Raw genomic sequence first — 24,420 nt, forward strand, 5'->3', positions numbered from 1 at the left:
TTTTTGCCTTTTTCAAAAGGCTTGATTCTTATGGTAGTTTCACTCATTTAAACACTTTCTTGTCAGAGTAACACTTTCTTGAAACTCCTTATCTAGTAACGATTCACCGATTAACTCGAGTGAAACGATTGTATTTAGGCACCACTGAGAAGTTGTATTCGTTGTAATACTCGGAATCTCCTCCAACTCCCTCCAAGCATGTAGTTTTTGAGATTTAATTGGGAGGACCATTTCGCTAATTTCTTCGTTTAACAAAAGCTCCCACGCTTTCCTTGCGAGTCTAGAATCTTTTTTCTTAGCAGCGGCGTATGCAACCATTCCTGCAGCTAACATTGGCAGGCTGAACTGTTTATCATGAAGCACGCCATTGCTTCTTTTGATTTTCTCTTCATTTGTCAGAACATAAAATTCTCCAAACTCAGCTAGCATCTCTTCCCACTCAGGATCTTCTATAGACCCAGCTATGTCCATCCAAGCTTGAGGGCCACCAAATGCAATGACCATATGATAGGCTCCTACCCCATCTTCACCCATATGAAGAAGTGTGCTCGTATCAGGGTCGTAACCAAATGTAGGTCCAGATAATAATCGTAACGGTAATTTTTTCAGTGTTTCAATTCCAGATATAATTTTCTCTTTATACGCTAGGTTTTCGGTTCGCTCCCATTCCGAGAACCAATTGGAGCAAAATGCTGCCCAGTCAGGACCAACCCTTGCATGTGTCTCATATTGATCATTAGGATAAAATTCTCTCATAGGATCTAATGTCGCTATGGCTTGATCTGCATCTCGAACTTCAGATAATAAGTCTCTTGTTCGCTCATCAGTTGTTAAGAAGTAATAGTATTTATGAAGACCCGCCATACTAATCCGTGCTTCCTTACACCCGCAACCCCAATGAACCACATTATGCCTTGAGCCCAGCCCCTTATATTCACCAAAATGGTAGCAATCCACTTCACTTGTATGTCTAGTCATCGCTTCTGCCATGATAAAGACATCCTCCCTACCTGACCGAAGAAAGGAATACCAAAGCCAAATGTTTGGAACAAGTTCTGTATTTTGCCAAGCAAATCCTCCTAAATCATATCTCCATTGATGCCTAACTGGATCATAGGTGTGCATCACATCACCATAATGCCAGAAACCATACCATCTACGCTGTTCAATTTCATTTTTATAAAAATGAAACGCTTCATCAAGCTGCTCTTCAAGCATAGCTTTTATCGGTGTACTCCGATCCGGTAGACTCCAAATACCTAACGCTTTAGTGTTGTAATAATATTCTGGCTCACAAACTAATAATAGAGGTGACTGTAGCTCAGAAGTTCTTTCCATAAGCTCCTCATTAGAAGGAGAATTTGCAAAAAAATGAAACATGACTTCACTCGTGTTGGATATCCCATAAGGCGTCGCTCTCATTTCATCGAATCCTTCATAGGCACTGATTACATGGGTATCCTTGTTATAATGTCTGAAGTCCATTGCTTCTGCATCAGGTGACCAAAGCCAAACTGTTAACTTGGCTATCGAATTACTTAAATCATTAACCTCTAAGGACGACGGTTGTTTTTGCCAGAAATCTTTCACTCCAACGGCTACCCCATTATCTCTACCGCCAACATAGATAAGCCCTTTTGCCCTTGTGCCATGGGTTGATTCAATCCAAGAATGCTCTTCACCTGTTCTTTTGACGATTCGGTAATGATCTGCAGAATCTTGAGTCATTTTAAAGTCATTCCAAATTGCATTTTGTGTAGCATGTTCTAATAACGGTCCATGGTCCTCCTCAGTAAGATTGACGACCTCTCCTTTTATTTGTTTGTCATATAATCCTTCTGCATTTCGGTGCCTTCTCGTTAGTAAAAGCTGTGCTGGCTCTGAATAGATTCCTTCATCTCCTACAAAGCGAACATGACGGTTGAAAGCCTCACCTGCGAGTGGTACTGCAAACTCTAGCCCTACTCCTTTTATATAATCTTCTTCTGGTTGACCATCATAGAAGAGCGTGTACACTGCCCGAATTGAAGTGGTATTTCTATAAAAATAGAATCGTATAACAAAAGGTAGTAATGTTTCGTTCCCAAAGAGAGATTGGTGAATGCCATCCACTTTGATGACTGTCCTTACTTGACCACTTTGTTCAATTTCAACCTGTTTAATTGTACTTTGCAAAGTGATTTCTTTAATCGTTTTTATCCCCTGTTCATGTGTACGCTCTTCTTTACGGGCAATTAATCTACCAGCCTCAGCAACCGTCTTGCCTTCTCGTTTAACTGATTCGATGATACAGTTTCCCTTTTTGTTAATCGTAAAGATAAGTTTCCCCGTATCGACTTCAATGACATCATCTGTTTCATTTACAAACGATGATGATTGGTTTATTGCATTCTCTTTACCGCTAGACAGTTCATACGTATCAGAATCTCCAGCCATCACTGCTGCATGCCCCGTCCACTTGACACTACCATCAGGCCAAAATGCCATCGGCCAGCTTTGCACGGGGATGTGCTTGTTCGAACTATCCTTTAATGACAGCGATTCCTCTCTAGCTAACGTCCCCTTCGGCCATGGGACTCCCCACGAAACACCCTTTTGTTCTTTTGGTTGCTTGTTTAACCATTTTATTTTCATCTTAGTGACCTCCATTATCTCCTTATATTGAAGAATCGGTATTTATCAGTAAGAACTAAGGTTTGATTAATTTCCCATTAGCCAGCAATGGTAATGTCTCAAACTCAGGAACATCTACTAGATAGATGTTTCCGTATCCACTTTGGTCAGAGGTAAGTATCACCTTCGTCGCATCCGCGTTAAGTCTCGGATGAACATGGACTTGCTGTATCTGAAAGCTCCCTCGATGCTTACAGAGAATTCGCGGGCCCTCCATGACATCACCTGACTTCTTCCACAAAAAGATACAATCCTGAAATCGTTCACCATGGTAAGCACTTGATTGTTGTCCATCACCTACAATTAAAGAAGCGTCATTGGAGTGAATGTGCATATTTTGATATGGGAATTCAAATTCTTCCCCTTCTGATTGGTCAAATTTTGAATAACCTATAAATTTTTCATCCTTACGATCTAATGATTCAGTAAAGCCATGATAACCAATGTGAATCCCATCTGCATGCCAATATTCATGTCCAGCAAATTGATTTGGCTTCCCTTCTCTTATCTTCCAAACTTCACCTGTAGCTAGATTCATCGTCCAAATCCTATGATCGACTTTCTCCCACGGCCCTTCATGACAAAATGTAATGAGATGGGGCTGTGTTGGAGACGCATTGACATGGCCAATCCAGCGATGATCCTCGTGCACAACGGTCGTTTCACCTGTCTCAATTGTAAGAAGACAGATCTGACAATGTGGTCTCGCAGCTTCAATCTCCTCAAATCCCATATAGCCACCCGATAGATTACTTTGAATCACTTTCGATAAATCCTCCGTCAGACCAAAACATAGATGCTTCCCATCAGCCGTACAACTCAAATTGCTGAAGTTGTAACCAGGAGGCTGTGTATAGACGACTCTTTCCTCATATGAATGAAGATCTATCGCTATGATTGTTGTCCCATACGTAAAATATGCCTCATCTTTTATAGGGTTTATATAAGTACCCTGAATTCCCTTAGGCACATCTCTGTCTAAGTCGGTCATTTGGGTCATTTCTCCTGAAGACAGATCAAGGCTATAGAGATTGGGGGCATTTCCCCTATCTGAACAAAATAATAATTTTGACCCGTTTCTATAGAAGGCATCGTTTGTGAAATAAGGATGGTAACTATGTGCTAAGTGATCGGTTAATTGAGTTATGTTTACGCCTGTTATCGAGTCTTGGAATTCCTTCTTCTCAGCTGCCCATTTCATTCCTTTTCCCAATGTTAGTCCCCATTTCCTTTGAAGTAGATTGCCTTATTCAAAAACATCTTGTAGATACCTTTTGTCGGTGTTCGTTCCATTACGCTACAGCCACTCGCTTTCCGCGGGGAGGAGCTGAGCCTCCTCGGCTTCGCCTGTGGGGTCTCAGCCTTTCCTCTAGTTCCCGCAGGAGTCGAGTGGCTTCCGCTCCATTTCACTAAGAGGAAAATAAATAATTGTTGTAGAAAGACAATTATCTGATAGCTAAGAGATATGAAAATTTGGTAGTGCAACTTCACACTTCATTTGTTGACATCAAGATTAAAGATAATAACAGGTTCTTTAACCAGATACGGGCCACTGAAAGTCCATTCCCTTTTTCAGTGGCCCTGCAGTTGAGCGTGTTCTATTTTTCGTTAAATTGAATGACTCGGTATTCAAATTTTTCGAGCTTGAGTGTACCTGGGTTTACTTTCGTATTTGTTTGCATATCGAGTCCTTCTTTCGGAAGCGTTACACTGCCTCCGTTTCCGTCCATGTTAATGACAAACCAAATTGAATATCCATCGCCTTGTCTTGGAGCGACAATCGTTCCTTTTGTTACGTCTGTTCGAAGAGAAACATTTGCTCCAACGCAGTAATGATCAACTAAACGTTGAATTAATTGATCTCCAGCGTCACCAAGTGGCAGCGATCCGAGCATTACAATCTTTCCAGCTCCTAAAGCATGCTCTGTGATAAATGCTTTTCCAGCTGAGAGTCCTTCTTCAATTGTTCCAACAACTGTATCTTGGTTGTGTTCAAATACGGAGCTCCACATGCCAAGTGGTGCTGAGACATCAAAAGCTCTGCCAATTGAGCCTGTGTCATCCATCGGATAGGTGAATAGAACGTCTGCACCTGATATTCTTTCTAATTCACCCAAAGCAAAGTCAGTATGAACCGTATGCTCCTCTGTTCGTCCTCCGGTTAATGGACCAACAATCCATGTTCCACCTTCTTTAACAAATTGCTCTGCACGTTTAATATATTCAGAGGACAAATAATGGATAAATGGAGTCATCAATACCTTATAGCCATCTAAGCTGGCTTCTTCGGGTATGAGGTCTCTATGGATCCCCATTGTTAAAATACGTTCATAAAAATCAGTGACTAGGCTACGGTGACTAAGATTACGATGTGGCTCTGTTTTCAAAAAGGCCTTGGATCGGTCAGAATAAGTGATAGCCAACTGAGCCTGACTAGGTGTGGTTGCTAAAATAACCGGCTCAATGTCTTTTCGGAGCTGTTCTACTTCCAACACGTTTTGATAACCAACTGTCGGTTTACCCCAGGCACTTAAGACTGAACCATGTGGCTGTTCACAGCCAGCACGCTGCTGGCGCCATAGCCAATAACAAAATCCTTCAGCCCCTAAAGCATATGCAGCAGCTGCTTCCACTTTTAGATACCCATTCGGATGAGGCGTACCATGACTTTCAAGGGAAGCTGCATAAGATGGACTCGTTTCCATGACCCAAAAACCTTTGCCCTTCTTGAAGTTCCGCCATAGATCACTATTAATCAAATAAGCCGGAAAGTTGTCATAGGCTGCATACGTATCAAACGATGCAAAATCAAGATGCTTAAAGAGTCTCTCATTATCGACACTAAAAGCAATCGAACTATTATGTGTAATCGGTGCTTTAGAATAACCTCTAATTATTTCTGCCTGTTCATCTGAAAACTCAGCTATCTTTTCCATTGAAAACAATTGATACATCGTACTTAACGATGAGTTATGAAGAAAAGGAGCAGGTCCAGGCTGTGGTACTTCTTCAAAGCTATGGTAGTATTCACTCCAAATCTTTGTGCCCCAAGCTTCATTTAGATTTTCAATCGTTTCGTATCGATTCTTTAACCAGTCATGCCACTGCTCTTTACATGTGTGACACATACATTCACTTACGTGGCATTTAAACTCATTATCAATTTGCCAGCCTATCACCCCAGGTAAAGAACCAACTGCCCTTGCAAGGTTCTCGGTAACAAGTGCAGCTCTTTCTCTGAAGTAGGGGTGATTGGTACAAGCGTGCTGCCTTGATCCGTGGTCCATCACCTTCCCTTCATGATCAACATACATTCGTTCTGGATGCCCATAACTGAACCATCTAGGAGGTGTTGGTGTCGGTGTACACATCACGGTCTCAATACCATGTTCATAGAGTCGATTAATAATTGAAGTGAAAAATTCAATATCAAATTTGTCTTTCTCAGGCTCCGTATTGGACCAGGCGAATTCACCCATCCTTACAACATTAATCCCAACCTCTTTCATCTGTTGGATATCTTCCTCTATAACCCCTTCATTCCATAGCTCCGGATAATAGGCGGCACCGTGGTATAGTTTTCTACTCATACATTTCACCTCTTATTTCCTGTGGTCTCTTCTATTCTTCTTCCAACTTCAAATATATTCGGGACTGGCGGTTGCTCCATGTCGTGTCCAAGATAAAAGCTTGGATGAGGAGGCTGATTGTACGCAACATTTTGCCATGCAACCGCTAATCGATAGTTGGGATCATGCATCAAGGTATAGATTCGGTGATCTGTCACTTCTGTTGTTGTATAGATGCGAAGAGCAGTACTGTCATCTGTTCTCCAGATCACTTCCTCTCTCCAATCACCAAATAGGTCAGCTTGTAAGCAAGGATTCCCTTTTGTACCATTATTCGATCTCGTTCCGTCAGCTGTTAAAATGTTAACGAGCTTGCCGTTTTCGTAGTCCCACTTATCAATTTTCCCAACACCCACACCTGTTTCTTCATTGAAATCATGATCAAGTAGCTCTCGTAGCAAATCTCCATCCCACCAAATCGCAAAATTGAAGGACTGTGGATTCGTATCAGCTATTTTTTCACCGGAACTACTATATAGTCCAGCCCCACCTGTTTTCCAATGAGTAGATGACCAAACCTCTGCTCCTTCGTAACGTGGATCGATATCGGCTGCCATCCCTCTACCGACGTCTTCTATTGATGGAATTCCCCATAAAATCTCTCCTGTTTTGGCATCATGAATTTCTGTCCCCTTTTCTTGTGGGATTTCATGAACCTGGAAAATTTCTAATCCAGGTCTACTTGGAATTAAGTTCCCTACGTGAATCGCATCACCATGCCCAAGACCTGTTGTATACAAGCCTGTTCCATCATGATCAATGACACAGGAGCCGTAGATGATTTCATCCTTTCCATCACCATCTACATCTGCTACACTCACACTGTGATTTCCTTGTCCGGCATAGCCCTCATTTCCTGGTTCAAGACTATCAAACGTCCATACTTTCGTAAGCTTCCCGTCACGCCAATTATAGGCGGCAAGGACAGCCCTCGTGTAATAACCACGGCACATGACTAGACTTGGTTGTACCCCATCAAGATAGGCAACACATGCTAGAAAGCGATCGACTCGGTTCCCCTCGTCATCACCCCAATCAGACCCTTTCCCGCGAGGAGGATCATAATCTGTTGTCTCGAGCTCTCTTCCCGTAGTTCCTTCAAAAATAGTTAAGAACTCAGGCCCTTCCAAAATGAATCCATCACTATTTCGATAATCGGCCTCTGCATGACCAATCGTTTTACCTGTCCCATCAACAGTGCCATCTGCCGTTTTACAGGCAATTTCTGCTTTGCCATCCCCGTCAAAGTCATAGACTAAGAACTGAGTATAATGAGCCCCTGCACGAATATTTTTACCTAGGTCAATCCTCCATAACTGTGTCCCGTCAAGTTTGTAAGCATCTAAGTAGACGTTTCCTGTATAGCCTTTATGAGCATTGTCATGGGAGTTAGATGGGTCCCATTTTAAAATAATTTCATATTCACCGTCTCCATCGACGTCACCAACACTAGCGTCATTGGCATGATACGTGTAAGAAACTCCATCACGGGAAACTCCGTCGTCCGGCTTCCTAAGAGGAACATTCAAATACTGAGTATCCCAGACAGAAACCGTTTCTGTAGGACGCTGTTCTTCTCCATTCAAAACTACACAAACGCAGTAAAGTGAGTCACTACTCCCATGTTGATCCTGATAGTTAGTGCTAGATGTAATTGGGGTTTCGTTGACAAGATTCCCATCTCGATAAAGATTAAATGCGGTTTCCTCTGGATCCGTTCCAAGTAAGCGCCACCCAATATAAACACCGTCTCTGGTCTTAATAGCAACAAGACCCCGGTCTAATCTTTCCATCTGCCTTGGTTCACCTGTATTCCCGTTTCCGTTATGTCCATTAGACATTCCAATCATCCTCCTAGCATGTAATTTACTTCATCCCTGCTTAATACTTTGAAATTCTCCCATCTGTTTATTCTAGATTCTATGATATAAGTACTCTACTAGAGCAAGAATAGCCATGGATTGACCATACGGCATTCCAGTTACAGGAATTTGTTTATAGAATTCCTCTGTTTCACCCATCGCTGTTCCAGCCGAGACATGCTGCAATTCTCCCTTTTCATCAATCTGCTCAGTAACAGCACCAATTGCTCTTAGCCCCATACTCAAATATGTTTGATCAACATAACGCTTCCTTACAGCTCGTAATGTTCCAAACGCAAAACCCGCTGTACAAGATGCTTCAACATAAGAGGTTGGATCAAGTAATAACGTATGCCATAGTCCACTTTCATGCTGACACGTCTCGAGTGCCTCTAATTGTCTCTCAAGCGTAGAAATCAACATCTGCCTAACCGAATCATTCTCAGGAAGCTCAATCAAATCTAGAAACTCAGGGATCGCAATCGTTACCCATGAATTTCCACGTCCCCAAAGTGCTTCAGCAAAATTATGATTCCCTTCAAACGTCCAGCCATGGAACCATAAACCTGTTTTCTTATCAAATAAATACTTAATATGTAGCAGAAATTGCTTCTTGGCTTCTTCGATATACTCCGGTTTATTCAGCAACAGACCAATCTTGGTTAAGGGAAGGACACTCATCATTAATGTGTCGTCCCATAACTGCTGTTTGTTCTCAGAACCAAAAACGATATGCTGAAAGCCTCCATCCTTTGTTCTTGGCATATCGTGATATAACCAATCGCCCCAGGTTTCAAGGTACGGGAGATAGGTTGGGTTCCCCGTTTCTTCATACAGATATGCAAGCGTTAACATTTGTACCATCGTGTTAACATTTTTCTCCACCGGAAGCTCTTTGAATTGATCGTCAAACCACTTGATAATAATAGCTAATACCTCTTCCTTTTTCGTTAGCTTGTAATACTTCATCATCCCGTAGAGACCAACACCCGCGGTCCATTCCCAGTAATTAAAACTCTTATTATCAATCTTTCTGCCATCGGCAAGAGGAATCGCATATTTGCCGTCTGGATCGTTTAAGTTAACGAGATTATCAATAAGTAACTCAATTTTCTGTTCAATTTCATGTCTGTGCACAATAATTCCCCCTTTAATTCTGTGAAAAGATATATTTGCAAGATATATAGTTTATCGCTCTCTTTTATTCTATTAGTTACGTCTTGGTCGTTAAATGTAATAATTCAATTGATTCTTACAAAAAACAATTATTTAATATAGCTAGAAAGAGTAAGCGGACTTTCCTTAATGGCATGTGCTACAACCTTTGCTATTTCATTTGCACCCTTTTTCGTAAAGTGCGTATAATCTGTTTCATTTACAGCTGCCATGAAATAGGTAAAAGCTTCATCATAACCAATTGTTTCAAGATGATCTAAACTCCTACTCATTAAGTCAATTAAGATGACCTCTTCCTCTATGGCAACCTCTTTCATTGCCTGACAGTAATCAGGAAAATCATTCATAAACACGCCATCCTCAACATGGAGCCTTGCAACTGGTGTAATTAAAACAGGAGTAGCCTCTTTCCGCCTTGCCCCATCTACATATTCTTGTAGATATGACTTGTAAGTTGTAAAAGGTTCTGTATATCGTTCAGGTTTGCTTTTAGTCGAATCATTATGTCCCATTTGAACAAATAGGAAATCATCAGCTTTAATCTCATTTACGATTGCTTCGAGCCTACCTTCTTCAATGAACGTCTTCGTGCTTCTGCCACCGATGGCGTGATTTAATACCTTTACATCGGAGTTAAAATAAAGCTGGAGAAACTCTCCCCATCCACCCTGATCCTTTTCACTATAAGTTTGGACGGTTGAGTCTGCAGCAAGATAAACATTTATTTGTTCAGTCATAAAAAACCTCTCCCTTCAATTGAAGTTTCGTCCTTATTTATAAGTAACACATCTAGAAGTTACTTTCCTTTAGACTTTTTTGCATCCCAAAAATTTCGAGTAGAACATTTTTGCGGGATTATCACACTTTTGTGTAGGAGTGGCGATACTTCCGAAAACAGGGGTTAAATTCATTTTAGAACAGATATCTATGTAACTTATCTCATCGTTGCGGGAGTATAAAAATGTATTAGAAGTGCCGATAATGATCCTATATTTGTAAATAAATGCTTAAGGTTTAGAATGAAAGGGTTTTTATTAAAGAGGAGTTGCTATGTTTAATACAATAGATAAATGCTTAAATAGACCATATCTTTTCCGTCATAGCTTTTTTATCCTTTTTATTTCAAGCGTGGTATTAAATCACGTTATTTCACTGAACAACAGTAATTTTTTTATCCTGTATATTATTACTGTAATATTTCTAGGGATTGGCTTTTATAATAAATCCGCTTTATTTCTTACCTTGTTTACAATGATTGTGGTTTTAAGTAGGTTTTTCTTCATACCCGATTCAGAGTTAAGTTTAAATAATTTACTTATTTTTTCATGTAACTATCTATTAATTACATTTATCTCAGTTTCACTGATGAGGTATGCTCAAAAGGTAAAATCAACCTATATTGAGTTAACATCCGCATTAGCTAACGCTTTAGATTCCAGAGATTCTTATACTTGGCATCATTCTGAAAATGTATCAAAATACTCTTTAAAGATAGCTGACAAGATGAATTTATCAAAAGACTTATGCGATATTATTCGTGTAGGAAGTTTATTACACGATATTGGGAAAATCGGCATCTCTGAATATATACTTACAAAGCCGGGGAAATTAACTGATGAGGAGTATAATTCAATAAAAACCCACCCAGAAATTGGTTACGATATCATTAAACATGTCTCGAACTTTTATGAGAATGGCGTCTTAGACATTGTTTTATATCATCATGAAAGATATGATGGCAAAGGGTATCCAAAGGGATTAAAAGGAAATGAGATACCTTTAGTTGCTCGAATAGTTGCTGTTGCTGACACTTTTGATGCAATGATTTCCAAAAGGGTTTATAGAAATGAATTTGATCTTAACCATACTCTTGAAGAAATTAGCAAAAATAAAGGAACTCAATTCGACCCAGAAATTGTGGATGTTTTTCTTAGTACGTTTAAGAATTGAACTACCCCTCATTAGAGGCCTCATCGCTTCTTTCTTTAAATTTAATTCTGTGCTACATCCGTGTGGTAATCAACTCCACTATTTACGTTAATTCATGAACATAGGTAGAACAGCACAATATATTAAAACGCTTGAGGTTAAATGACCCCAAGCGTTTTTGCGTACGATATTATTTTAGTTTCTTCTTAGTATTTTAAAGTTAAAAAGCTATACCCTTACTCTACAATGTCAGTTGTCTTGGGAGTCCATCTATCGTCTGGAAGTGGCTTACCAAAAACAGGATTCCCTTGATCGTCCCACTCGACTTTTTGTGCTCTAGCTTGACGGTTCGGATCGAATAAAGGGTCCCCAATCAATTCCGTATAATTACGTGCATGATACACTAAAATGGTATCTTTACCATCTTCAGATTCTGTAAAGGAATTGTGTCCTGGTCCGTATTGTTCATTTTCTGGTGCACTTTGGAAAACAGGTTCCTGACTCTTTGTCCAAGAGTTTGGATCTAATAAGTCAGCATCCGCATCTGCAGTTAATATTCCCATACAATAGTCTACACCAGTAGAACTACCTGAGTAAGTAATAAAAACCTTCCCATTTTTAACTAAAACAGCAGGACCTTCATTGACCCAAAATCCTTGAATTTCCCAAGACAATTCAGGTTTAGTCAACATGACTGGCTTGGTTGATAGAGTCCATGCATTTTCCATTTTCGCAATGTATAAATTTGAATGCCCTTTAATGTCTAAATCTTGTTGAGCCCAAACGTAGTATTGCTCACCCTTATGATTGAACGTGGTCGCGTCCAGGGCAAACGTTGACATTTCCGTCTTTACTTCACCTTTTTCAACCCAATTTCCTTCCATTGGATTATCCGATTCATTCTCGATTACATACATTCTATGGTTAAACGTATTATCATCGATGTTAGTATCAGGAGCCGCGGCAAAATACATATACCATTTGCCATCAACACGGTGGATTTCAGGAGCCCAAATCAATTCACTCAATGGTCCCGACTCATGTTTCCACCAAACTGTAACTTCTTCTGCATCATGCAGCTCGTTTAGTGTCTTAGCTCTTCTAAGCACAAGACGATCATATAGAGGATAAGAACCTGTGAAATAGTAATAACCGTCCGTATGTTTATAAATGAATGGGTCTGCCCGTTGTAATACAATGGGATTTAATATTTTTTCTGTCATATAAATACACACTCCTCTAGTTTCTTTACTATTTTTTATGCTATTTAATCTAGTTACTCACTATTTATAATACTATCCGTAAAACACCTTTTTCAATACATTTAATATAATTATAACCCTATTAATAAATTAATTAATCTAATATCAAGCAAAAATTACTCTATCAACTCAAATCTCATGCAAAATGAGGCTGGGACAAAAGTGTTTGAACTAACTAAAAAACGAACGAAGGGGTATGACCTTAGGACACCGCTCCTGAAATATACTTCGCTTTCCGCGGGAAGCCGTTGAGCCTCCTCGTCTTCGCCTGCGGGGTCTCAACTTTGGCTTTTAAATCCCGCAGGAGTCTACGTATATTTCATCCGCTAAAGGATTGCTTTATTCGGATTTTCAGTCAGGCACTTTAGTTATGTCTCAGCCTCGTACTATTGAATACTTATTCTTCTATAATTGAATAATCATTATATATGTTAGTTAATTAATACTTTTATTAATTAATGAATCCTTGTAGAATATCATTATAATAATAATAAAAAGCCATCAGTATGCTCCTTAAAGAGAAACTCATGCATAAATGTTACATTGGAGGAGCTTAACTTGAACAACAAGAAGAAAATAAGAACACTTACTGCATTTTCAGTTACTTGGCCGATTTTTGTAGAGATGCTTACTCATATATTAATGGGGAATGTCGATACGTTTATGTTAAGCCATGTTTCTGATCATGCGGTGGCAGCAGTTGGAGTAACAAGACAGTTACTAGACTTTTCAATTATTCTATTAAATCTATTAGGTCTAGGTGTTGGTGTGATCATAGCCCAATACGTAGGTGCAAAAAACTTCAATGATGCAAGTAAGATTGCCGCATCTGCCATCACCCTAAATTTCGCATTTGGAATTGCTCTTAGTATTCTGTTCGTTCTAAACCACGATTCGCTATTATCCTTCTATCACTTATCACCTGAATTAACGGAGCTCGCTAAAATCTATCTGCTTATTGTTGGCGGAACCTTGTTCTTAGAAGCAGTCATGCTTACGATCGGGCCTGTTATTCGCTCACACGGATTTATGATGGACACGATGTATGTCGGTATTGGTATGAACGTAGTGAACGTAATCGGTAATGCTGTATTAATTTATGGGCTATTTGGTTTTCCAGAGCTTGGTGTCATGGGTGTCGCTATTTCTACAGCAATTAGTAGAATCTTAGGTTTTATTATTCTTTTATTCCTTTTATATAGACGAATTCAGGTTCCAATTGTATGGAGAGATTATATTCAAATTAAATGGCGTGAAATTGGGATGACTTTGAAAATTGGTGTCCCTTCTGGTCTTGAATGGCTTTCATTTCACTTGAGCCAAATGATGGTAACCAAAATGGTGACAATGATGGGTGCTACTGCTTTAGCAACACATATTTATGCTTCGAATATTGTCTTGTTTTTCATGTTAATTGGTATGGCGATTGGTGAGGGGACGGAAATTCTTGTCGCACAATTATTTGGTGCCCAAAAAGTAGAAACAGCATACAATCAATTATTACGTAGTTTAAAATGGGCATTTGGCATCACAGTCGGTCTGATCATGATTGTATCGCTATTTCGCGAGAAGATCCTCCACGTATTTACAAATGATTTAGAAATTATCACAATCGGATCAGCGATACTACTATTCTGTATCATCCTAGAGCCTGGTAGAGTATTTAACCACGTTATTATTAATTCACTCCGTGCGGCTGGAGATGTAAAGTTTCCATTATTAATGGCGATTATTTCGATGTGGGGGCTAAAAGTTCCATTAGCCTATCTACTAGGAATCCACTTAGGATTTGGCGTGTTAGGTGTTTGGATAGCACATGCTTTTGATGAATGGGTCAGAGGGGTAATTCATTACAGACGCTGGACAGGGAGAAAGTGGGAAAGAAAACTTATCCAGCATATAGAATCAATTCAAGTATCTTAATTAATTCACTTCTAGGTGGAAAGCTGGGACATAACTAGCCTCAATTAGTTTGACGAGACAAACCAATCTATTCCGATTTGATCTACTAACTTAATTCATCAAAAATTGCCCTTATTTTATTGGCAAACTTAATCAACATCGCAATTTTATCTCAAAGCTACTACCTAAATGGGTACCGTCAGGAAGTTGCGATTTCCTGGTAGTACCCCAATAACAATTTGGTTTTAGTTATTTATAGTAGATATTTCAAATGAAATTAATTTATTCGATTTGTCTTCACGCAATTCCAATGTAATATCTTCATTTGAGACATTTTCATCAATTAAGACTGACTGGTCAGCCTTAACAAAACGATGTATATCGAAAAAATATAAAATACTAAATGCCCAATTTGTTTGTAATGATAATTTTCCATTTTCATTGTGAACTAACATATCGTCTCCAATTGGTTTAAAGAATAAATTTTTAGATTTTACAGTTAAATTAATTGTTGTATTCCAATCCCTGTTTGGATCTTCTCCGTTATAACTTAAATCTCTTACCATATTAACATTACTAATTTCCAAACTATTTGGATTTGCTTTAAACGATATTGTACTTACAAATGTATTGACTAACAATACTGTTAAAATAATCACTAATACTGTCAACATTCTTTTCTGCTTGATTCCAAAATTCAATTTCCTCACCATTTTTTCATCCTCTCTTAGTAAAAAATCTAAAGAAACGTTAAAACAGTCGCAGATTTCAATAACCATTTCTAAATCAGGATAACTTCTCCCTGTTTCCCAACTCGATATTGTTGATCTTGATACCTGCAATCTTTCAGCTAATTGTTCTTGAGTTAAACTTTTTTCTGCTCTTACCTTTTTAATTTTTTCAGATAAATTCATAACTTGTCTCCTTTCTGAAATTAGGATAGTTAAGGTTCATTTCAATAGCTAGATAATCTTTTTCACATCTTGATTTTTCAAAGACAAGATTCTTGTCATCCTTGATATATCAACGTTTTTCATACTTTAACAAAATAAATTAATTAGAATATTTTTTACAAGGATAGCGTTAGGAAATTGCAGGTTTACAACGATAAGCAACAAAATTGAGCAAAGAAAAATTGATTCCTTTTAGCTGAACAACATCGACTACTCCACCACTTAATTTTAATATTAATATCCTTAGTTCTACGAAAAAAAAAGCGTTCCCTATTCATAAGGAACGCCCATTAAAACGGTACGACTTTTATAAGCGGTACATCTTTACTTAAAATCTACACAGTCATATAAACACTAAATACCTTTTATTCCACCGTTACACTTTTAGCTAAATTACGCGGCTTATCAACGTCACAATCACGATGAAGAGCTGCATAATAAGAGATCAACTGTAATGGAATAACGGTAGTTAGTGACGTCAGATACTCATGCACTTTTGGTAGCACAAGTGAATCTCCTTCTTGCTCTAGTCCTTCCATACTGATGATGCATGTGTTGGCACCACGAGCAGCAACCTCTTTCACATTTCCACGGATGCTAAGATTGACATGGCTTTGTGTTGCAATCGCAATTACAGGTGTGCCGTCTTCAATTAGAGCAATTGTACCATGCTTTAATTCGCCACCTGCAAAGCCTTCTGCTTGAATGTAAGAGATCTCCTTTAACTTAAGAGAACCCTCTAGGCATACAAAGTAATCTGCAGCACGACCAATGAAGAAGCAATTAGGTGTTGTCGCTAAATAGTCGCGAGCAATTTGTTCAAGCTCTTCCTTTTGGTCACATAATGTTTCCATTGCACTCGCAACAATTCCAAGCTCTTGGATTGGATCGAAATCAAGTTCGATTCCTCTTGCAGAAGCAGTGTTTACTGCAAGCAGTGTTAACACAGCCATTTGAGCTGTATATGCCTTTGTTGAGGCAACGGCAATTTCAGGTCCAGCATACGTATGAAGTGTAAAATCAGCTTCACGCGATAGCGTCGAACCTGGTACATTCGTAATCGTTAATGTTGGGTAGCCTTGTTCTTTGACTTCAACAAGTACCCCGCGGAGATCTGCGGTTTCTCCACTTTGTGAAATAAAAATAAAGAGTGGGTTTTCGGAAAGAAGCGGCATGTTGTATAGAAACTCACTTGCAATATGCACTTCAACTGGCTTTTGAGCGATCTTTTCAATCAGCTGCTTACCAACAAGACCAGCATGATAACTAGTTCCTGCTGCAATAATATAGACACGATCAGCAGCACTCATTGCTTGACGGATGCTGTCATCAAGGCGAACACTTCCATCATCATTACGATACTTTTGAACAATATTACGGATAACGAAAGGCTGTTCATCGATTTCCTTTAACATGAAATGAGGATACGTACCTTTTTCGATATCACTTGCATCAAGCTCAGCAGTAAATGGCTCACGTGTAACAACAGTACCATCAAGTTTCTTAATTGTTACATTGTCACGACTAACCAAAACAACCTCTTGGTCGACGATTTCAACAAATTGGTTTGTGACTTGAAGGACAGCCATCGCATCAGACGCAATCACATTCGCTCCATCGCTTAGTCCAATAAGAAGCGGGCTTTTGTTCTTCCCAACATAGACAAGATCCTTGTTTTGCTTATCTAGAAGTGCTGTAGCATAAGAACCTTTGAGAAGTGATAGCGTTTGACTGAAGGCAGCTTCAACCGATTTACCTGCTTCTACAAATTGTTCAACAAGCTGAACAATAACTTCTGTATCTGTATCGCTTTGAAATTCTACATTAGAAAGATATTCACGCTTAAGTTGTTCATAATTTTCAATAACTCCATTATGAACTAATGTAAAGCGAGCAGTCTCACTTTGATGTGGGTGAGCATTAACACGACTTGGAACACCGTGAGTTGCCCAGCGTGTATGTCCAATACCTACTGTACCTTCCACAGTAGTATCAACGACACCACGTAATGCTGCAATACGACCTTTTTCCTTAAATACATGAACACCTTCGTTATTTACAAGAGCAATCCCAGCTGAATCATAGCCACGATATTCAAGTTTCTCTAAACCACGTAATAATACTTCTTTCGCATCTTCATTTCCGATATAACCAACAATTCCACACATAGTGTGATACCTCCCGTAGGTGGAGGCAAGGAGCACGAGGGCATTCTTGCCCCCACTCTTTATATTTTTTTAGAAGGCATGGTACTTCTGCTTTTGTGCATAGAGTTGCCTCCATGTTTTTCACAGAAGTTTAACGGTTGTCATGCTCCAACCGGAGGGCATCCGCCGAACACTTCGATAAACCCTCTCCTCGTCAACTACACATCATGTAGTCCTGGCGCTTATTTAATTCTATTCCCCGGTCCTCCAATCTCTTATGACTACACATCATCATACCTTATCCATAGATGAGCGTCAATCCTTATCAAGATAGGGATACCAGTACACAATAAAAATATGCATATGTAGCCTGTTTCGTGCTACATATGCATATATAAATTAATTTATTCTTTTAATCCAAGCTCAGACTTTACAACTTCTGCAATACTATTAACATAGCTTTCACATAATTCTTCTGTCTTTGCTTCAACCATCACTCGCACAAGTGGTTCGGTTCCTGATGGACGAACAAGCACACGACCGTCTCCATTCATTTCTTCCTCTACTTTAGCAATAGATGTAAGTACCGCATCATTATCCATAACGCCATATTTATCAGTCACACGAATATTGACCAGCTTTTGCGGGAAGGTTTCCATTTCTCCTGCAAGATCAGATAAGGAACGATTCGTCATTTTCATAATGTTAACAAGCTGCAGTGCAGATAATAAGCCATCACCGGTTGTAATGTGGTCAAGGAAGATAATATGTCCTGATTGTTCGCCACCAAGATTATATCCTCCCTTTCTCATTTCCTCCATTACATAACGATCGCCAACTGCAGTTTGCTTCGTTTCAATTCCTTGTTGCTCTAAAGCCTTGTAGAAGCCCAGATTACTCATCACTGTTGATACTACTGTTCCATGATTAAGCCAGCCTTGTTCCTTCATATAATTCGCACAGATGAACATAATCTTATCGCCATCAACAATGTCACCATTTTCATCTATTGCAATTAAACGATCGGCATCACCATCAAACGCTAGACCAATTTGAGCTTCCTTCTCTAGAACGAACTTGGCAAGTTCCTCAGGATGCGTTGACCCACAGCCTTCGTTTATATTGACACCATTTGGTGATGTCCCCATTGTAGAGATATCTGCTTCTAAATCAGCAAATAGATGTGGAGCTAATGATGATGCTGCACCATTAGCACAATCCAACGCCACATGTATCCCTGAGAAGTCTTCTTGGACAGTCTGCTTTAGGAATTGTAGATATTTCTGTACACCTTCAAAATAATCAGTTGTTTGACCAAGATTACCACCAACTGGACGTGGGAGGGTATCCTCCTCACTATCTAACAATCGCTCAATTTCTTCTTCTTGCTTATCGAGTAGTTTAAATCCATCTGGCCCAAAGAATTTAATTCCGTTGTCTGGTACTGGGTTATGTGAAGCTGAGATCATGACACCAGCATTGGCACTTAGTGCTTTAGTTAAGAAAGCTACACCAGGAGTCGAAATTACGCCTAGACGCATGACTTCTGCACCAATTGAAAGCAAACCAGCTACTAGAGCACTCTCTAACATTTCTCCGGAAATACGTGTATCTCGGCCAATAATTACTCGAGGCTTTTCAGTCATCTTCGTTAATACGTATCCACCCACTCGCCCTAATTTAAAGGCTAATTCTGGGGTTAACTCTGTATTCGCAACTCCTCGCACACCATCTGTACCAAAATATTTTCCCATTAATCATTCTCTCCTTCAGAAAGCATCGACTCAGAACTGCTTTGTATCGTAATCGGTATTGTTGTGTTTTCTAATTCAAACCTGATATTTGGAGGACCATTCACTTGAACCTCCGCACTATGTTCACCTGGGGATAAATCACTAACGTCAATATAGGCTTGAATATCTGAGGCCGTTAACTTATCTAATAGTTCACCTGAACCTCTTGCCGTTATCGTCAATAGCCTATTCGGGTTCTCCTCTAATGTGATTTCAGTTTGATCACTTGCTCCAATAATTTCAATCGGTATGTCCGGAAACTCCTTCGTCTCCTCAATAGTAATCGTTACCGTTACCGTTACCTCTTCAGGCGAAACACTCTCGACGTCCGGTGGAAGAGGGATTGTCATTTCTAATGTCTGGCTTTCTGTGATTTTACTTAAATCAAGCTCACCAACATCGATAACATTAATATCTTCAATCACATTCATTGGGCCGTAAATCGTTACTTCCGCTGGTTCAATCGTCAACTCTTCAATACTAATCCCATCTTGTAACTCACCAACTCGATTTACTCTTGTTGGAACAACTCGGTTTGGACTCGTTACAGGAACCCTTATATCAACCACGGACGGCTCTGGAGTGAGGCTTAATTCATCTCCATTCGCATCATATAGCTTAACAGGTGCTGCTTCTTCAATCGTTTCATCCGCACCTGAAACATCAATTGTTGCTTTTGCTACCTTCACTTGGGAAACATAATCCCTTGCAGCTGTAACCTCGATATTCACTGGTGAAACAATCGGGGTTCCAACCGAATAGCCTTTTTTCACCTCATCAGAATTAAGCAACTCAACTTGAACTGGTAAAGAGACCGTTTGCTTTTCCTGTAATTCAACCTGTACGTATTGCGGAACAATTGTAACTGAAAGATCACTTGGGAAACCTCTATATTTGACATCAACCGTATGTACTCCTTCTTCTCGCCCTGTTAAATCAGCAAAAACCTCATAAGAACCTCGCGATAACTGAAATCTAGTTATCGATGTTTGTGGTCCCTTTAAATTAACTTGGACACTTTCAGGTTGATCAACAACTTCATATGTTTCGCTATCGTATATAATGTCTAGAGCTACTTCCCCTATCGAATAGGGTACTTGCTTCGCAGGTAACACACCTGGTTGATTATTCAGGTTGTCCATATTAACCATTGCAAAAAGCATCAAAGCAATAAAGAATGAAATGATTTTGACAAACCAATGGCTGTTAAAAAGCTTATCCATTTTTCTTCCCTCCCCACTGCCAACGTGAAGTGGTTGATTGCTTACCTTCAGTTAAAATTTCTTCTTCAAGCAATAATCGTAATTGTTCTTCACCAATATCCCGGTGAAGCTCACTGTTCTTCGTTAAAGAGATGTTACCCGTTTCCTCAGAAACAATAATTGTAATTGCATCGGTTACCTCACTTACACCAAGTGCAGCACGATGTCTTGTCCCAAGTTCTTTTGAGATAAACGGGTTTTCAGAGAGTGGCAAGTAGCATGCTGCAGCAAGAATCGTATGATCCTTAAGGATAACTGCCCCATCATGAAGTGGCGTGTTAGGAATAAATGTATTGATTAGCAATTCTGACGTTAGATTTGCATTCATTTTTATACCTGTTTCTACATAATCACTCATGCCCGTATCACGTTCAAGTGACATTAGTGCACCAATCCGTCGCTTAGCCATATACGTTGTAGCCTTAACAATAGCGTCTATTGATTTCTTGGACACATCATCTTCTGGTATCGTCCGACTTGAAAAGAAACGCCCTCTACCCAATTGTTCCAACGCTCTTCTAAGCTCTGGCTGGAAAATAATCAGAATGGCTAAAACCCCATAGATAACAGTCTGGTTCATAATAAATTCTAGCGTTCGTAAACCAAGGAACCTACTTATAAATAAAACAGCTAATATCACTGTTATTCCCTTAAGCAACTGAACGGCCCTTGTTCCTTTTACGATCATAATAAGCTTGTAAATAACATAGGTTACAAGCAATATATCAATAACTTGCCCAACATATGTGAGCCAACGATAATCATCCCCTAATGAAAACACGGCTTTGCCCCCAAACTTACGTAAAATCAACTGTTGTCCATTATATCACAAAACAGAGGGAATTATCCTAATTAACAAGAAGCAGGGTGTCACTAAAGGTTGTTTAATCTTTAGATGGCACCCCTTATCTCATTCCGTTGTCTCTTTTCCATTTGATAGTGCGACTACATCTTTAAGGAAGGACTTGATGTGGTACCAAACCCATTCTAGCATTTGGTTCACTTCATGTATTTCACCAGTGACATGTCCTGTTGATGCATAGTACGTATCACTATTAACTAATAGGACATTCCCTTTAATTTCACCTTCCACTTGCAGCTTCCCGTTATGAATAGTAAGGTCACCTTCAATAACCTCACCTTCTGGAACAATTACAACCCCATTTTCTTGATTTATTGACAATTTCGTAGAACCCTTCACAACAAGCTGTTCCTCGTCATTCCACATTGACAAGCTAGTAGCCATGAGCAAGAAGAAAACAGCCGCAGCTATTAGTAAAGGATGCTTTCGAGTCCATTGCTTCCATTTTGACATTTGCCTTTTCTGGGGTAACTTTTTCATCACAGAAGCTGTAAAATCATCAGGTGCTGCAATATGTGAAGAACTTTGTACAAAAGCAATGACTTTATTTAATTCTTGCACGCGCTGCTTGCAAGACTCACAATGATTTAGATGTTCATGTAGTTGTTTTGTCTCAGCTGGAGTTGCCTCATTATCAATATATGCTTCAATGATCCTATCAAAATTCTGTTCACATTTCATTAGTAAGCCCCCTTCCTATAAATGGCGCATTCTCTTTCTTAATGCTTCTCTCCCACGATGAATTCGTGTTTTCACTGTAGAGGCAGGCATATCTAGTATTTCACTAATTTCATTTATTGAAAGATCTTCAATATATTTCAATATAATAGCGGTTCGATATTTAACAGGCAATTTATTAATCTCATCTTGTACCCAATTTTGCATTTCACGGGTAATCACTTGATCTTCCGGTAGCTCTTCATCAGTAGAAAATTGCGACTCCAATGTCATTCCACTCATACCTTTAACTTCTTCCTGAAGGTAAAAGTCTGGTTTCTTTTTACGTAAACGATCAATTGCTACATTTGTTGTAATTCTAAAGAGCCATGTAGAAAACTTTCGATCTATATCATAACGATCAATATTTGTATATGCACGCAGAAAAGCTTCTTGGGCAATATCCTGAGCTTCGTGTACGTTGCCAGTTAACCGATAAGAAATCTGATATACCTTATCTTTGAACAACTCAACGATTTCTGCAAAAGCCTCTTGATCTCCTTTTCTCACTTCCCCAATTAACCTTTTAACAATCTTATCCATTTCCTTAACCCCTACCTACACGGTTCTGACATAGTATACGATTAACCTTCATTTAGGTTTCATTTATTTCTATCATAGCATAAATAGAAGAATTTGGATCTTTTTCGACAAACAAAAAACCATAGATTTCACATCTATGGAAAATTATAGTTAATTGGTGGAGCCTAGCGGGATCGAACCGCTGACCTCCTGCGTGCAAGGCAGGCGCTCTCCCAGCTGAGCTAAGGCCCCTATTAAATTTGGAGCGGAAGACGAGATTCGAACTCGCGACCCCCACCTTGGCAAGGTGGTGTTCTACCACTGAACTACTTCCGCAAAACCTGATGAGCCATGAAGGATTCGAACCTTCGACCCTCTGATTAAAAGTCAGATGCTCTACCAACTGAGCTAATGGCTCTTGAGACTATTCATACTCTGAGCCTTAACATGACTTTTAAGCTAGATTACTAGTCAATGCTGTATTCACTCAAACTTATAAATAAACAACAATTAATAATAGAATGGCTGGGCTAGCTGGATTCGAACCAACGCATGACGGAATCAAAATCCGTTGCCTTACCGCTTGGCGATAGCCCATTGTAGTGGTGGAGGGGGACGGATTCGAACCGCCGAACCCGGAAGGAGCGGATTTACAGTCCGCCGCGTTTAGCCACTTCGCTACCCCTCCATTAAAATCAAATGAATGGTGGAGGATGACGGGATCGAACCGCCGACCCCCTGCTTGTAAGGCAGGTGCTCTCCCAGCTGAGCTAATCCTCCATGTCTATAATATTATTTCAACATATAAAAAATAATGGTGACCCGTACGGGAATCGAACCCGTGATACCGCCGTGAAAGGGCGGTGTCTTAACCGCTTGACCAACGGGCCTTGCATATTTTTTCACTGACAAAGAGTATTATACCTAAATATAATTCAAATGACAACCCCTATTTTCAACTTAATTATACACTTGAAATACAGAACGTACATTCGTATAATTAACCTATTAAGCCTAAGGAGTGATTTTTTATGCGTGAATTACAAAATATGATGAAGCTACATACTGACTTAGTAGAAATGATGAAATATGTAAGAGATCAAGCAAAAGAAGAAACAAAACTAGAAGTAGCAGAATGCATGCTTGATTACGGCATTGACTCTAAATTAGTCAAAAGTATCACAGGTATTAAACGAATCCAACCAAAAGGCAAGGAATAGGATTTGTAGATATTTTTAAGTAAGGCAATATAACCTGAGTTTCATGATGATCCCACTGGTTGCCATGAAACCCGTTTTTTCTTAGCATACACTTCGCTTTAATTTTATATTATATTTGGCATTGATATTACCTAGCCATAAATCCTTTAAAGAAACACCCCAAAAAACTAAAAAGCACCTCCCAGCCATAGCTGAAAGATGCATAATGTATGTATTCTCCTGGAGCTTCCAAGCGGATTTGAACCGCTGACCCCTACCTTACCATGGTAGTGCTCTACCTACTGAGCTATGGAAGCACATGGCTCCACAGGTAGGACTCGAACCTACGACCGATCGGTTAACAGCCGATAGCTCTACCACTGAGCTACTGTGGAATGTTTTTGTCCGGCAACGTCCTACTCTCACAGGGGGAAGCCCCCAACTACCATCGGCGCTGAAGAGCTTAACGACCGTGTTCGGCATGGGAACGGGTGTGACCTCTTCGCTATCGCCACCAGACTATATTGAACCT

Annotated in this window: 17 protein-coding genes, 9 tRNA genes and 1 rRNA gene; 3 read left to right on the top strand and 24 right to left on the bottom strand. The window is 39.6% G+C overall.

What is annotated here, in order from left to right:
* Positions 1 to 39: 39 nt before the first annotated feature.
* The 6 genes from J7W16_RS19775 to J7W16_RS19800 all read right to left on the bottom strand — a co-directional run bounded on the left by J7W16_RS19775 (position 40) and on the right by J7W16_RS19800 (position 10,077).
* Positions 40 to 2,634: an exo-rhamnogalacturonan lyase family protein gene (locus tag J7W16_RS19775; RefSeq protein ID WP_246880113.1), complete on the bottom strand. Its 2,595-nt coding sequence runs from the start codon at positions 2,632 to 2,634 to the stop codon at positions 40 to 42.
* A gap of 55 nt (positions 2,635 to 2,689) precedes the next feature.
* Complete coding sequence (locus J7W16_RS19780; protein WP_210599212.1) at positions 2,690 to 3,886, bottom strand: oligogalacturonate lyase family protein; 1,197 nt, start codon at positions 3,884 to 3,886, stop codon at positions 2,690 to 2,692.
* Between the two features lie 385 nt (positions 3,887 to 4,271).
* Positions 4,272 to 6,263, bottom strand: a complete 1,992-nt coding sequence (locus tag J7W16_RS19785) for a beta-galactosidase (protein WP_210599213.1) — start codon at positions 6,261 to 6,263, stop codon at positions 4,272 to 4,274.
* A 5-nt stretch (positions 6,264 to 6,268) separates the two neighbouring features.
* Entirely contained in the window at positions 6,269 to 8,143 is a 1,875-nt protein-coding gene (locus tag J7W16_RS19790; protein ID WP_246880114.1) for a rhamnogalacturonan lyase, read from the bottom strand.
* A 72-nt stretch (positions 8,144 to 8,215) separates the two neighbouring features.
* Positions 8,216 to 9,301, bottom strand: a complete 1,086-nt coding sequence (bglB, locus tag J7W16_RS19795) for a beta-galactosidase BglB (RefSeq protein ID WP_346726976.1) — start codon at positions 9,299 to 9,301, stop codon at positions 8,216 to 8,218.
* Positions 9,302 to 9,429: 128 nt separating this feature from the next.
* Positions 9,430 to 10,077, bottom strand: a complete 648-nt coding sequence (locus J7W16_RS19800) for a rhamnogalacturonan acetylesterase (protein WP_210599214.1) — start codon at positions 10,075 to 10,077, stop codon at positions 9,430 to 9,432.
* A gap of 313 nt (positions 10,078 to 10,390) precedes the next feature.
* Here J7W16_RS19800 and J7W16_RS19805 point away from each other — a divergent pair, with 313 nt between their 5' ends.
* Positions 10,391 to 11,290, top strand: coding sequence for an HD-GYP domain-containing protein (locus tag J7W16_RS19805; RefSeq protein ID WP_210599215.1), 900 nt, complete (start codon positions 10,391 to 10,393; stop codon positions 11,288 to 11,290).
* Positions 11,291 to 11,505: 215 nt separating this feature from the next.
* Here the strand turns inward: J7W16_RS19805 and J7W16_RS19810 are convergent, their stop codons facing one another.
* Entirely contained in the window at positions 11,506 to 12,492 is a 987-nt protein-coding gene (locus J7W16_RS19810; RefSeq protein ID WP_210599216.1) for a glycoside hydrolase family 43 protein, read from the bottom strand.
* A gap of 597 nt (positions 12,493 to 13,089) precedes the next feature.
* Here J7W16_RS19810 and J7W16_RS19815 point away from each other — a divergent pair.
* A complete protein-coding gene (locus J7W16_RS19815) occupies positions 13,090 to 14,454 on the top strand; it encodes an MATE family efflux transporter (RefSeq protein WP_246880115.1) in 1,365 nt (454 codons plus the stop codon).
* Between the two features lie 224 nt (positions 14,455 to 14,678).
* On the opposite strand, the gene J7W16_RS19820 is transcribed toward J7W16_RS19815, so the two are convergent.
* From J7W16_RS19820 to J7W16_RS19885, 14 genes are all read right to left on the bottom strand, one after another.
* Positions 14,679 to 15,347 carry a helix-turn-helix transcriptional regulator gene (locus J7W16_RS19820; protein ID WP_210599217.1) on the bottom strand — a complete coding sequence of 223 codons (669 nt, stop codon included), beginning with the start codon at positions 15,345 to 15,347 and terminating at the stop codon, positions 14,679 to 14,681.
* 404 nt (positions 15,348 to 15,751) lie between these two features.
* Positions 15,752 to 17,554, bottom strand: a complete 1,803-nt coding sequence (glmS, locus tag J7W16_RS19825) for a glutamine--fructose-6-phosphate transaminase (isomerizing) (protein WP_210599218.1) — start codon at positions 17,552 to 17,554, stop codon at positions 15,752 to 15,754.
* Positions 17,555 to 17,937: 383 nt separating this feature from the next.
* A complete protein-coding gene (gene glmM, locus J7W16_RS19830; RefSeq protein ID WP_210599219.1) occupies positions 17,938 to 19,287 on the bottom strand; it encodes a phosphoglucosamine mutase in 1,350 nt (449 codons plus the stop codon).
* Positions 19,287 to 20,549: a CdaR family protein gene (locus J7W16_RS19835; protein WP_210599220.1), complete on the bottom strand. Its 1,263-nt coding sequence runs from the start codon at positions 20,547 to 20,549 to the stop codon at positions 19,287 to 19,289. The genes glmM and J7W16_RS19835 overlap by 1 nt, the downstream gene beginning before the upstream one ends.
* Positions 20,542 to 21,369: a diadenylate cyclase CdaA gene (gene cdaA / locus J7W16_RS19840; RefSeq protein WP_210599221.1), complete on the bottom strand. Its 828-nt coding sequence runs from the start codon at positions 21,367 to 21,369 to the stop codon at positions 20,542 to 20,544. Before cdaA ends, J7W16_RS19835 begins: the two co-directional genes overlap by 8 nt.
* Positions 21,370 to 21,498: 129 nt before the next feature.
* Positions 21,499 to 22,131 (bottom strand): anti-sigma factor family protein, encoded by a 633-nt coding sequence (locus tag J7W16_RS19845; RefSeq protein ID WP_210599222.1) that lies wholly within the window; start codon positions 22,129 to 22,131, stop codon positions 21,499 to 21,501.
* A 15-nt stretch (positions 22,132 to 22,146) separates the two neighbouring features.
* Positions 22,147 to 22,710: an RNA polymerase sigma factor SigW gene (gene sigW, locus J7W16_RS19850; protein ID WP_210599223.1), complete on the bottom strand. Its 564-nt coding sequence runs from the start codon at positions 22,708 to 22,710 to the stop codon at positions 22,147 to 22,149.
* A 155-nt stretch (positions 22,711 to 22,865) separates the two neighbouring features.
* A tRNA-Ala gene (locus tag J7W16_RS19855) sits at positions 22,866 to 22,941 on the bottom strand.
* A gap of 9 nt (positions 22,942 to 22,950) precedes the next feature.
* Positions 22,951 to 23,025 (bottom strand) — tRNA-Gly (locus J7W16_RS19860).
* 9 nt (positions 23,026 to 23,034) lie between these two features.
* Positions 23,035 to 23,107 (bottom strand) — tRNA-Lys (locus J7W16_RS19865).
* Between the two features lie 104 nt (positions 23,108 to 23,211).
* A tRNA-Gln gene (locus tag J7W16_RS19870) sits at positions 23,212 to 23,286 on the bottom strand.
* A 6-nt stretch (positions 23,287 to 23,292) separates the two neighbouring features.
* Positions 23,293 to 23,377: transfer RNA gene (locus tag J7W16_RS19875), tRNA-Tyr, on the bottom strand.
* A 16-nt stretch (positions 23,378 to 23,393) separates the two neighbouring features.
* Positions 23,394 to 23,469: transfer RNA gene (locus J7W16_RS19880), tRNA-Val, on the bottom strand.
* A gap of 35 nt (positions 23,470 to 23,504) precedes the next feature.
* Positions 23,505 to 23,579 (bottom strand) — tRNA-Glu (locus J7W16_RS19885).
* Between the two features lie 141 nt (positions 23,580 to 23,720).
* Between J7W16_RS19885 and J7W16_RS19890 the strand changes: the two genes are divergently transcribed.
* Positions 23,721 to 23,909, top strand: a complete 189-nt coding sequence (locus tag J7W16_RS19890) for a hypothetical protein (protein ID WP_210599224.1) — start codon at positions 23,721 to 23,723, stop codon at positions 23,907 to 23,909.
* 220 nt (positions 23,910 to 24,129) lie between these two features.
* On the opposite strand, the gene J7W16_RS19895 is transcribed toward J7W16_RS19890, so the two are convergent.
* The 3 genes from J7W16_RS19895 to rrf form a co-directional block, all read right to left on the bottom strand.
* Positions 24,130 to 24,205: transfer RNA gene (locus J7W16_RS19895), tRNA-Thr, on the bottom strand.
* Between the two features lie 3 nt (positions 24,206 to 24,208).
* Positions 24,209 to 24,283: transfer RNA gene (locus J7W16_RS19900), tRNA-Asn, on the bottom strand.
* Positions 24,284 to 24,291: 8 nt separating this feature from the next.
* Positions 24,292 to 24,407: ribosomal RNA gene (gene rrf / locus J7W16_RS19905) — 5S ribosomal RNA — on the bottom strand.
* Positions 24,408 to 24,420: the final 13 nt, after the last annotated feature.

The organism is Halalkalibacter suaedae, assembly GCF_017939705.1.
GTDB lineage: Bacteria > Bacillota > Bacilli > Bacillales > Bacillaceae_D > Halalkalibacter > Halalkalibacter suaedae.